Source organism: Sporosarcina sp. P32b (genome assembly GCF_002743335.1).
Lineage (GTDB): Bacteria > Bacillota > Bacilli > Bacillales_A > Planococcaceae > Sporosarcina.
In genome coordinates this window covers 39,934-50,951 of the sequence record NZ_PDZB01000023.1, presented here as the reverse complement: position 1 = coordinate 50,951, position 11,018 = coordinate 39,934, and the positions used below count along the sequence as shown (strand labels likewise).

Sequence of the window (11,018 nt, the reverse complement as noted above, 5' to 3'; positions counted from 1 at the left end):
TTTCTCCATTATACATATCCATAATGGGGCTAAGATAGAGTTTTCGACCATCGGAACACTTGAATTCTGTAATATCCATTATCAATTTTTGATAGGGAATCGACGTATTGAAACGACGGTGAATTCGGTTCTTTGCCACGGTTGCGATCGTTCCTTTATATGAGCGATACCCCGTGATTTACGAATGAATTTGTCATCTTTCGCTCCGAGTTTACGAATGATCCGCTGCACTTTTTTATGATTTACTATAACTCCACGATTCCTTAACTCCAATTGAATCCTGCGGTAGCCATAATTACCATCGTGTTCATCAAAAATAGATTGAATGGTTTCTTCGAGCACTTGATTTGGATTATTTCGTTTCAATTGTTTGACATGATAATGTTAGAAGACTCAGGAATGCCTAGAATTTGAAGGACATCCTTCAATCGAAATTCTTCTTTGAGTTCGAATGATACCGCTGTTTGTGCTTTTCGGGATAGCCGTCGGGATCCATCTGAAAAGCCTTTAACTTTCTACCTCTAAACGCAAGAGTTCATTCTCTCTTTCTAATTTCTGTTCACGCGTCATCTCTTCCTGTAGAGCAGGCTGTGTACTTTTAACGTTCTTCACTTTGTCTGACACGGTTGGCCGTCCTTTCGGTTGGTCCTAGGGCTTCCTCACCGCCTTCAAGGAATTTCCTTTTTCATGAAGAGATCATCGATGGATTGGTTAGCCCGAAGTGAAGTGCCGTTTCTGACCGCGAAGCGCCTGTCCTTTTCATAAAGCTTAGTACATCCAGCTTGAATTGAACAGGATAAACTTCACGGATTTTCCTTCTAAATAATCCTTCCACACCGTATCTTTTATAAGCGTTCACCCAATTCCTTATCTGTATATCCGCTTTCACGCCATACTTTTTAGCCAATGTCTTATAGCCGGATCGTCCATCGAGATATTTTTGAAAAAGCTTCAGCTTAAACTTTCGCTAAATTTAACCATAAGAATACATCCCCAAATTTAGATTGTAGCTCTAACTTTTGGGGGGCATATCATATACCTTTGGATTTATGTACTATTCAGAGTCGCGTCTTATTTATGTCATACACAAGCACCCATCTTCTAATCGAATCATTACAAAGGTTTACACAATGTTTACAAAGACTCCGTCGTGCCTTAACAATCACTAGATATACTAAGGATGTGTATAGGGGAGGTGAGTCGTTTGCTGAGATTACAAAATATAAGCAAACAGTATGAAGACAAAGTCGTTCTCGAGAATATCAATTTGGATATTCAAGCTGGAGAAATCGTCTCGTTATTAGGTCCAAGTGGAAGTGGAAAATCAACTCTACTGCATATTATTTTAGGGTTAACGACGATGGACAGTGGAAAAATCCTTTTTGCTAATAAGGATTTAAGCAATGTATCGATGAAGGATCGTGGATTCAATATCGTATTTCAGGATTATGCACTCTTTCCTAATTTGACCGCTTACGAAAACATTGTATACGGATTAAGAAATAGGAAAGATCTCGTGACTAAAGAAGAACTTCAGGAGTACATAGAATTCTTAGGCCTAGAACCTCACTTAACAAAAAAGATTGGTGAATTATCAGGCGGACAAAAGCAACGAGTGTCTATTGCACGTACATTGGTGATGAAACCTAAAATCTTATTACTAGATGAACCGTTAAGTGCGTTGGACGGTGTGATTAAAGAGTCCATTAAAAAGCGTATTCAATCAATCGCAAAAGAATTTAACTTAACGACTATCATTGTGACACATGATCCTGAAGAAGCCTTAACGATGTCCGATAAGATTTTAATCATTAACGAGGGGACAATTGCCCAGTACGGTACACCGCAGCAAATTATCAATCAGCCAAGCAATGAATTCGTTAAATCGTTTATTTTGAAACAATTACATATTAAGAGACAAAATATTTATGATTTGTTCAGTGAAAAATATGCCTAATAGAAAACCGGCAATACGGGTGATCTTTATTGCAATCTCACTCTTTTTTATCGCTTTTTTAGTCGCTCCCCTAGGTATTTTGTTTTTTCGTTCTTTTGAAACTGCTGAAGGATTTAAACTTACGAATTATCTTTCGGTCCTGTCAAATAAAGAACTAATGGAATCCTTCGGGAACAGCATTAAAATTTCAAGTTTGACTGCTGTCATTACAACCGTTTTAGCATTCACTTTAGCTTACGCGGTAAATTGTACAAGAATCTATAAGCCTTTAAAAGTTGCAATTAAAGTGGGCATACTTCTTCCTATGTTGTTGCCTACGATTACTTATGGATTCGCGATTATCTATTCATTCGGTAATGAAGGGCTGCTAACAAAAATCATCGGTCAACATCTGTTTACGATTTATGGATTTAACGGGCTGCTCATCGGCTATATCATTTACACTTTGCCTGCAGCCTTTCTATTAATCAATAACTCATTTAAATACATTGATAAAAAGTTTATCGTCGTTTCTAAGCTAATGGGCGATGGTACACTTAGAAGTTTTAAAAACACTATTGTTCGTCCGTTACTAGGTACTATAGGCGGCGCTTTTATCTTATCCTTTATTTTGAGTTTTACGGATTTTGGAATTCCGGCTTCAATCGGCGGGACGTATTCTGTTGTGGCAACGCAGTTATATCAAGTGATGCTTGGTGCAATCCCAGACTTTAATAATGGTGCTGTCATTGCAGTTCTGATGTTAGTTCCGGCAGTGTTCGGAATACTGTTTTTAAATTATCTTGAAAAACTCAACTTTCATTATGACAAGACTTCAAGCATTGAATTATTCTCGCATAAAGGCAGAGACATAGGATTTGGTTTTGTTTCAACGATTATTTTAGGAAGTATGCTTTCGGTTTTTGCCGTAATGTTCATTGCGCCGTTTTTAGTAAGTTTTCCTTATGATCTTACATTTACATCTAAGCATTTAATCGATGCATTCGAATCAAGTAGTTTACTTACAGTTTATAAAAACTCATTATTTGTTGCTTTATTCACGGCAATCATCGGAACAACGGTGGCATTTAGTTCGGCGGTACTCAATGTTCGTACAGCCGTAAAAGGGAAAGCGACGATCGACATCATTTCAATGATGACGAACACGGTTCCGGGGATGGTGCTCGGCTTATCGTATTTACTATTTTTCAATAACAGCAGTTTAAAAGGAACCTTTCTCATTATTATTATCTGTAATTTAGTCCATTATTTCACTACACCTTATTTAATGGCAAAAAATGCTTTATCGAAGATGAATCCTTCGTGGGAAACGACTGGCGCGTTATTAGGAGATAGTTGGTTGAAGACGATTTATCGAGTCATTCTTCCTAATGCATCGTCAACGGTAATTGAAATGTTTAGCTATTACTTTATCAATTCAATGGTCACGATTAGTGGGATTATCTTTTTAGTAACAGCGAAAACCTCGCTCGTTGCGAGCAAAATTAAAGAATTGCAATACTTTGCAGAGTTTAATGAGATTTTCATTTTATCTTTGTTAATATTCGCGACCAACCTATTTGTAAAATTGCTTTGCGATTATTTTCAAAAAAGGAAATTCAATCATGTGTGAGGGGGATTCGAAATTGAAAAAAATTAAAGGAATATTGCTAGTAGTCACTTCACTAATGATGTTGGCAGCATGTAGCGTTGGTAATGCAGAGGAAGGAAAAGTAGTCATTTATACGAATAGTGATGAAGCCGCTTCTGAAGCGATGAAAGCTGCGTTAGACGAGGCTGGATACGAAGAACAGTATGTACTTCAGTCATTAGGGACATCTGAAATAGGTGGAAAACTGATGGTAGAGGGCGATAAGATCGAGGCGGATATCTTAACGATGAGCTCTTATTTTGTTGAAAGTGCTCAGAAAGAACATGAGATGTTTGCAGATTTAACATTTGAGACAAATGCGTTGGAACAACATCCTAATTACTATGCACCGATTTTAGCCAATACAGGAGCAATTTTCACCAATACGGAAGTATTAAAAGCCAAGGGTTTACCAATGCCAACTTCAATTAAAGACTTAGCAAAACCAGAGTTCAAAGGGTTGGTGTCGATTCCAAATATTATGGACTCTTCAACAGGTTGGTTATTCGTCCAAGCGATTATGAGTGAATACGGGGAAGTAGAGGGGAAAACAGTTCTTCGTAATTTAATCGCCAATACGGGTCCACATCTTGAGAGTTCAGGTTCAGGTCCAATTAAAAAAGTACAGGCTGGAGAAGTTGCCGCTGGATTTGGTTTGCGGTATCAAGCAGTACTGGCCAAGGATTCTGGTTTGCCAATTGAATATATCGATCCAATCGAAGGGAATTTCTCGCTGACTGAAACAGTTGCTGTCGTCGATAAGTATGATGAAACAACAAAATTGGCGATGGAAATGGCGGAGGTCATTGTTAAAGATGCACGAAAAGAGCTTATTACGCACTATCCAGTCGCGCTATATGAAGGTGAAACTGTATTAGATACGAATAAACCAGCTTATTCAAAGCACTTTAAACAACCACTAACAGTCGAGCTTTTACAGCAACACCAAGATTTTTTTAAATCAGCCAACTAAATTTATGGGGAGTGTCCAATGATGAATACTTATAAACTATTAACGCCAGGTCCATTAACTACAACAACTACAGTGAAACAAGAAATGCTTATTGACCGTTGTACGTGGGAGCAAGACTATAAGAAAATCACCCAAGAAATTAGAGCACGGCTTTTGGAATTTGCATCAGTTTCAAATGAGGACTATACAACGGTTTTGATGCAAGGAAGCGGGACGTTCGTTGTTGAATCTGTCATGACAACTGCAATTTCACAATCGGATAAAGTATTAATCGTAACGAATGGTGCTTACGGAGAGCGTATTGTGAAAATGGCTAATTATATTGGAATAAACTATGTTCAATATAGTGTCGATTACGATGAACATCCCAAGGAGGATGAGATTAGAACGATTTTACAAATCGATCAGGAAATCACGCATATTGTGATGGTACATTGTGAAACGACAACAGGCATTTTAAATCCTTTAGAGATGATCTCAAACATCTCAGAGGAGTACGGAAAGACGTTGATAATTGACGCAATGAGTAGCTTTGGTGGCGTTGAAATTAATATGTCCAAGCTCAATATCGATTATTTAATCAGCAGCGCCAATAAGTGTATTCAAGGTGTACCCGGATTTGGATTTGTCATTGCTAAGCTAGATCATCTGCTGGCGTGTGAAGGAAATGCACGCAGTTTGTCGCTCGATTTATATGACCAATGGAAAGAGATGGACAAAGATGGGAAATGGCGTTATACATCGCCAACACACGTCGTAGCCGCATTTGCGAAAGCAATTGAGGAGTTAATTGATGAAGGCGGTATTGCAGCACGGTTTTCTCGTTATGAACATAATAATCAGTTGTTACGAGAGGGATTGAAAAAAGCAAATATACATGCTTATATTTCGGAGGAAAAACAATCACCCATCATTACAACATTTCTTTTTCCAAACGACGAATTTGAATTCGAAGACTTCTATGAATATGTGAAAACGAAAGGTTATGTTATTTATCCTGGGAAGCTGACAGATGTAGATACATTCCGCATGGGCAATATCGGTGAAGTATATGAAGAAGATATTCAAGACTTATGTACAATTATAGAAAATTATATGAAAGTGGTGGCGTAATGGCTAAAATTGACGGTGTTATTTTCGATTGGGCTGGAACAACTGTAGACTTTGGATGTTTTGCACCTGTAAATGTTTTTATATCTATTTTTAAAAATGCTGATGTTGAGGTAACGATGGAAGAGGCAAGACGCCCAATGGGAATGCTGAAAATCGATCATATTCGTACAATGCTGGAAATGCCAAGAATTTCTGCTTTATGGAAAGAAAAACATGATAGATCATTTACAGAAGAAGATGTGGAAAACTTATATGCGGAATTTGAGCCTGCATTGATGGCTTCTTTGAAGGACTATACGGATCCGATTCCAGAGGTAATAGAAACGATTGAAGTATTACGTGGAAATGGTTTGAAAATTGGCTCGACAACTGGATATACCAATACGATGATGGATGTCGTTGTGCCGAATGCTGAGAAAAAAGGCTATCGCCCGGATGTTTATGTAACAGCTGATGAGACAGATTCAGTCGGTCGACCGTACCCTTATATGGTTTATCGAGCTATGGAGAAGTTGAAATTATCAGCGGCATGGAGAACAATTAAAGTAGGTGACACGGTTTCAGATATTAAAGAAGGCGTTAACGCAGGTCTGTGGTCAGTCGGTGTTATTGTTGGAAGCTCTGAAATGGGGTTAAGTATTGAAGAATTTACTGGGCTCGCGCAAGCTGATAAAGAAGCAGAGATTACTAGAGTAGCACAAACTTTTATCGAGAACGGTGCAGATTTCACAATTAAGACAATGGGCGAACTTCCTCAGTTAATTGAGATAATTAATGAACTTATTGCAATAGGAAAAAAACCAGGTCATCAGTAAAAAAGTTGCCTGTGCATCACACTATTCTTTGCTTCAATCCCTCTCTACTTTGATGATGAACTGGATTCTCGTACAACGCATAAGCCTAATTTATTAAAGTATTTACACAATACGGTATACTAGTGAGAGTAGAGAAAGGAGATTGAACATCAATGACTTATGAAGAAAATATAGCTGGTTTTGATAAAATTGATTCGGCAAAAGCAGAGGAATTAGTAAAAGGTGACGGAGAAGCTGTAATTTATGTCGGTAAATCCGTATGTCCTTTCTGTCAAATATTCGTTGAAAAACTAAATAAAGTCGCTAAAGAAACGGACGCCCACATTTATTACGTTAACAGTGTAGAAAATGCAGATATGAAAGGTGTTTCTGCATTCCGTAATGAATATGATATTCCGACAGTTCCTGGTTTCATTTACACTAATGGTGACACAGTAAACGTGAAATGTGATTCATCAATGTCAGAAGAAGAGATTAAGTCTTTTATGAATAAGTAATTTGAGTGAAATTATAAAAAGATCATTAATTCGTAAATGAATTAATGATCTTTTTATCTTTTCAACTGATAGTCTGCTCTGCTGGGAAGGTTTGTTTAAGTTCATCGAGGAAGGTTTGACGTTCTTCTACGTTATGAAGATAAATCGGTTCAATGGCCTCTTTCAGCCAAGTTCGACGTTCTACACGATCCGTTACAAACTGCTTCACGTAGTATCTGATATCTGCTAAGAAGTCTAAGTAGTCTTCATAACGTTCGTCATACGTTTCTGCTATTTCCGTCCGAATCTTCTTGGCTAATGAAGGACTTGCGCCACTTGTAGATACGCTGATGATCAGTTTACCGCGAGTCGTAACCGCTGGAATTTGCGCGGTACCTAGTGATGGGTTGGAAGCGTGGACGACTAGTTTACCCGCATCTTTTAATTTCTTAGCGAGATAATCATTTACTGCTTCATTGTCAGTAACGAGCAATGTGAGAAAAGCGTTCGCAACATCTTCCCATTCCGCTTCTTTTGTAATGAGCGTAACCATCCCTTGCAGTTCAAGTTCCGCAAAAGATGGATGAAATTCAGGGCTGACAATTGTAGGATGAATACCGAACCGATGTAGGTTGAGTACTTTGTGATATGCGACGTGCCCGCCACCAACTAAGAATATTTTTGCTTCATCCATGTTTTCAAGCATGATGGGGAACATAGAGATCACGTTTCCTTTCTGCTGCTTCATTAACCCTTTCATTCAGAATCGCATGAATTACTGGATCATAGCCTAGTTCGGGGCAGAGATGAATAGCGGTTGTGGTTTGGGTTTTCTTTAGTGTTCGTTCAATTGATTTCATTAAAATACCGGTGAATAATAAATACGGTAAAATGTACAGATTTTTAGGTTGGTGTTCTAGTAGCCGTTTAAGTTCATTTTCATAAAAAGGCTCGCAAGCTGCTAGATAGCCGACATGAACATTTTGAAGCTTGGTTTTCTCTTGGAATATTCTTTTGATTTTCGCAAAATCTTCTTTCGTAGCCGGGTCACTACTGCCTCTTCCAATCAATAAAATGGATGCATCGTTAGGGGTTACTTCTGTCGTTTCATGCAATCGTTCGATTAGTACATCAACCATACGTTCATCCACGCCAATTGGATCACCATAGTAAACAGGAATATCAGGATAACTCATCATGACGTCTTGTAGCTCTGTAGGAATGTCCACGTTGGCATGGCCCGCGCGCAATAATAGAAAGGGGATAGCAATAATTTCTGTTGCACCCCGTTCTATACAGCGTGCGACACCTACTGCGATAGATGGATCAGCGAGTTCAAGGAAACACGCTTCTTGAATAGGGGCCACTTCGGTTTCCATCGTCTTCTCAATGAAGGCCAAAGCAGCCTGCTGTCCTTTCTTTACGCGGCTACCATGGCAAATATATAGGATCGCTCTCATACTATCGTCTCATGCAAACGACGTTCTTCGCTCGATTCCTCGAACCATTGCAATTCGTCACGTAAGCGGACCACTTCACCAATAACAATCATGCTAGGGTTTTTGACTTCTTCAAGTCGTGCCGTATCTGTCATGGTGGAAAGTGTTGCAGTAACTGTGCGCTGCGTCTCTGTAGTACCCCAATGAATGAATGCAACGGGTGTGTCTGGATCTTTGCCGTGTTGAATTAATTGTTTCTGGATATAGGGAAGATTGCTGACACCCATGTAAATGGCCAGTGTATCAATTCCTTTGGCGAGGGCCTGCCATTTCTCAGCCTCTTCGGCACCTTCCTTACGATGGCCCGTGACGATTGCAAATGATGCACTGTAATCACGGTGAGTAACGGGAATCCCTGCATAGGCAGGAGCTGCGATTCCAGACGTGATGCCCGGGATCACTTCGAATGGGATGTGATGCTTCACCACAAACGCTGCTTCTTCACCGCCGCGACCGAATATAAATGGATCGCCGCCTTTCAGACGTACGACTTGTTTACCTTGCTTCGCATGTTTAACCAATAAGAAATTGATCATATCCTGCTGGACGAAATGATGCTTCGGAAGCTTGCCTACAAAAATCAATTCCGCATCCGGCTTCGCATGAGTCAAAATTTCTTGATTGATCAGTCTGTCATAAAGAATTACATCCGCTTGCTGTATAGCTTTCACCGCTTTGACGGTCAATAAATCAGGATCTCCAGGACCCGCTCCGACTAGCCAAACTTTACCCATTCCAATCACTCCTTAATTAATCCATTTTTTATCACGTAAGTAGTCGATTAATTGCTCGACACACTCTTCCACAGTATATTGATCCGTTTTTAATGTAAGTTCAGGTTTTACTGGTACTTCATAAGGTGATGAAATTCCGGTGAATTCAGGAATGACACCGGCACGTGCTTTTTCATATAATCCCTTTGGATCACGTTCTTCACAAGCACCAAGAGGGCAACTAATATATACTTCAACAAATTCATCCTCTTCTACCAAACGTCTGACGCTGTCTCGATCTTCTTGGAAAGGAGAGATGAATGCGGTGAATACGAGCTGACCACTATCTATGAATAATTTCGAAACTTCGCCAATGCGACGAATGTTTTCTTTACGTGCTTCATCAGAGAAGCCGAGGTCCTTATTTAAGCCATGACGGACATTATCGCCGTCAAGTACATAAGTGTTAGCACCAAGATCATGCAATCGGCGCGCGGCTGCATTGGCAATTGTAGATTTCCCTGAACCGGATAGGCCGGTGAAGTAGAGTACTGCGCTATGATGTTTGTTTTTTATACGCTGTTCTTCTTTTGAAATTAATTGATCATGCCATACAATGTTCTTTGCCATATCGTTTCCCCTCACTTCGCCAGTTCTTTTTCTTGTAAACCATTAATCAGTACATCAACTACTTCTTTACGACTGAATTCTGGTGGAGGCAAGATGCCGTTTTTCAACATCTCACGTACCTTAGTTCCCGAAAGGATTACATGGTTTTCACTAGTGTGCGGGCAAGTTTTAGGCGTTGCCATATTGCCGCAAGTTTTACAGAAGAAGCTATGTTCAAAGAACAGTAATGTGATGCCGATTTCTTCCGCTGTGAAGTTCGAGAAGATTTCTTGTGCCTCGTATGTGCCGTAATAATCCCCAACACCTGCATGGTCACGCCCAACGATGAAGTGTGTGCAACCGTAATTTTTACGTACAAGTGCATGGAAGATGGCTTCGCGTGGTCCTGCATAACGCATGGCAGCAGGGAAGACAGCCAGTTTCACACGATCTTTAGGATAGTAGTCACGTAGTAATACTTGATAACTTTCCATCCGGACATCGGCGGGAATATCGTCTGACTTAGTTTCGCCGACTAGCGGGTTGAGCAAAAGTGCATCAACAATCTCAAGTGCAGTTTTTTGGATATACTCATGTGCACGATGCACAGGATTACGCGTTTGGAATCCGACAATGGTCTTCCATCCATTATTTTCAAATGCTTGACGAGTTTCGGAAGGATCGAAATAAAATTCAGCGAAATCTTTCTGTTCTATTCGTCTGATTAGTTTAATCGGTCCGCCAAGATAGATATGGCCACGATCGAGTAACTTCGCAACACCAGGGTGTGTACGGTCAGCTGTCTTATAAACTTTCTCAGCTTCGATTTGTTGATCAGGTTCGAAGATATCGGTAATTTCAAGTGTACCGTAGATATCGCCTTGATAATCGAGTAAAACCGTATCGCCTACGGAGTAAGCCGAACTGTCTTTAACGGGTAGTGTAATTGGTAAACTCCATATTGTACCATCTGCTAAACGAATATCATTGACGACTGCATGATAATCTTTAGAAGTTAAAAAACCAGTTAACGGGCTGTATGCACCCGTTGCTATTAATTCCAAATCACTTACTGATGTAGCATCAATTGAGACTGTTTTATGCAGTCCCTCAATGGAGAGAGCGGGATCGTATAAATTAACTAAATTACCGCCATGTGGTTGTATTGTTGTCATTATTTGAACACCTATCCTTTTCATTTTAATAAGCCATATAGAAATACTTGGTTTTAAG

13 protein-coding genes are annotated in these 11,018 nt (G+C 39.6%); 6 read left to right on the top strand and 7 right to left on the bottom strand.

Translation table 11 applies throughout. From position 1 onward, the window contains the following. Nucleotides 1–81: 81 nt before the first annotated feature. On the bottom strand, nucleotides 82–342 hold the full coding sequence (locus tag CSV64_RS17105) for an IS3 family transposase (protein ID WP_368665181.1): 261 nt from the start codon (nucleotides 340–342) through the stop codon (nucleotides 82–84). A gap of 343 nt (nucleotides 343–685) precedes the next feature. After that, nucleotides 686–955, bottom strand: a complete 270-nt coding sequence (locus CSV64_RS17100; protein WP_099662683.1) for a helix-turn-helix domain-containing protein — start codon at nucleotides 953–955, stop codon at nucleotides 686–688. Nucleotides 956–1,204: 249 nt separating this feature from the next. Here CSV64_RS17100 and CSV64_RS13765 point away from each other — a divergent pair, with 249 nt between their 5' ends. From CSV64_RS13765 to CSV64_RS13740, 6 genes are all read left to right on the top strand, one after another. After that, nucleotides 1,205–1,957 (top strand): ABC transporter ATP-binding protein, encoded by a 753-nt coding sequence (locus CSV64_RS13765; protein ID WP_099635162.1) that lies wholly within the window; start codon nucleotides 1,205–1,207, stop codon nucleotides 1,955–1,957. Continuing rightward, a complete protein-coding gene (locus CSV64_RS13760; RefSeq protein WP_099635163.1) occupies nucleotides 1,950–3,569 on the top strand; it encodes an ABC transporter permease subunit in 1,620 nt (539 codons plus the stop codon). Before CSV64_RS13765 ends, CSV64_RS13760 begins: the two co-directional genes overlap by 8 nt. A gap of 13 nt (nucleotides 3,570–3,582) precedes the next feature. Beyond that, nucleotides 3,583–4,560, top strand: a complete 978-nt coding sequence (locus CSV64_RS13755) for an extracellular solute-binding protein (protein ID WP_233190489.1) — start codon at nucleotides 3,583–3,585, stop codon at nucleotides 4,558–4,560. Between the two features lie 21 nt (nucleotides 4,561–4,581). Continuing rightward, complete coding sequence (gene phnW / locus CSV64_RS13750) at nucleotides 4,582–5,673, top strand: 2-aminoethylphosphonate--pyruvate transaminase (protein ID WP_099635160.1); 1,092 nt, start codon at nucleotides 4,582–4,584, stop codon at nucleotides 5,671–5,673. After that, entirely contained in the window at nucleotides 5,673–6,488 is an 816-nt protein-coding gene (gene phnX / locus CSV64_RS13745; protein ID WP_099635159.1) for a phosphonoacetaldehyde hydrolase, read from the top strand. Before phnW ends, phnX begins: the two co-directional genes overlap by 1 nt. Nucleotides 6,489–6,640: 152 nt before the next feature. Further along, complete coding sequence (locus CSV64_RS13740) at nucleotides 6,641–6,985, top strand: DUF6568 family protein (RefSeq protein WP_099635158.1); 345 nt, start codon at nucleotides 6,641–6,643, stop codon at nucleotides 6,983–6,985. A gap of 61 nt (nucleotides 6,986–7,046) precedes the next feature. Here CSV64_RS13740 and CSV64_RS13735 read toward each other — a convergent pair whose 3' ends face one another. Genes CSV64_RS13735 through sat form a run of 5 tightly spaced genes read right to left on the bottom strand, consistent with a single transcriptional unit; the run spans nucleotide 7,047 to nucleotide 10,960 of the window. Then, the gene (locus CSV64_RS13735) at nucleotides 7,047–7,682 is read right to left on the bottom strand and encodes a precorrin-2 dehydrogenase/sirohydrochlorin ferrochelatase family protein (RefSeq protein ID WP_099635157.1); all 636 of its coding nucleotides are present in this window, start codon (nucleotides 7,680–7,682) and stop codon (nucleotides 7,047–7,049) included. Beyond that, nucleotides 7,663–8,424: a sirohydrochlorin chelatase gene (locus tag CSV64_RS13730; protein ID WP_099635156.1), complete on the bottom strand. Its 762-nt coding sequence runs from the start codon at nucleotides 8,422–8,424 to the stop codon at nucleotides 7,663–7,665. Before CSV64_RS13730 ends, CSV64_RS13735 begins: the two co-directional genes overlap by 20 nt. Then, nucleotides 8,421–9,197: a uroporphyrinogen-III C-methyltransferase gene (gene cobA / locus CSV64_RS13725; RefSeq protein WP_099635155.1), complete on the bottom strand. Its 777-nt coding sequence runs from the start codon at nucleotides 9,195–9,197 to the stop codon at nucleotides 8,421–8,423. The genes CSV64_RS13730 and cobA overlap by 4 nt, the downstream gene beginning before the upstream one ends. Before the next feature lie 12 nt (nucleotides 9,198–9,209). After that, on the bottom strand, nucleotides 9,210–9,806 hold the full coding sequence (gene cysC, locus CSV64_RS13720) for an adenylyl-sulfate kinase (RefSeq protein ID WP_099635154.1): 597 nt from the start codon (nucleotides 9,804–9,806) through the stop codon (nucleotides 9,210–9,212). A gap of 11 nt (nucleotides 9,807–9,817) precedes the next feature. Beyond that, nucleotides 9,818–10,960 carry a sulfate adenylyltransferase gene (gene sat / locus CSV64_RS13715; RefSeq protein WP_099635153.1) on the bottom strand — a complete coding sequence of 381 codons (1,143 nt, stop codon included), beginning with the start codon at nucleotides 10,958–10,960 and terminating at the stop codon, nucleotides 9,818–9,820. Between the last annotated feature and the right edge of the window lie 58 nt (nucleotides 10,961–11,018).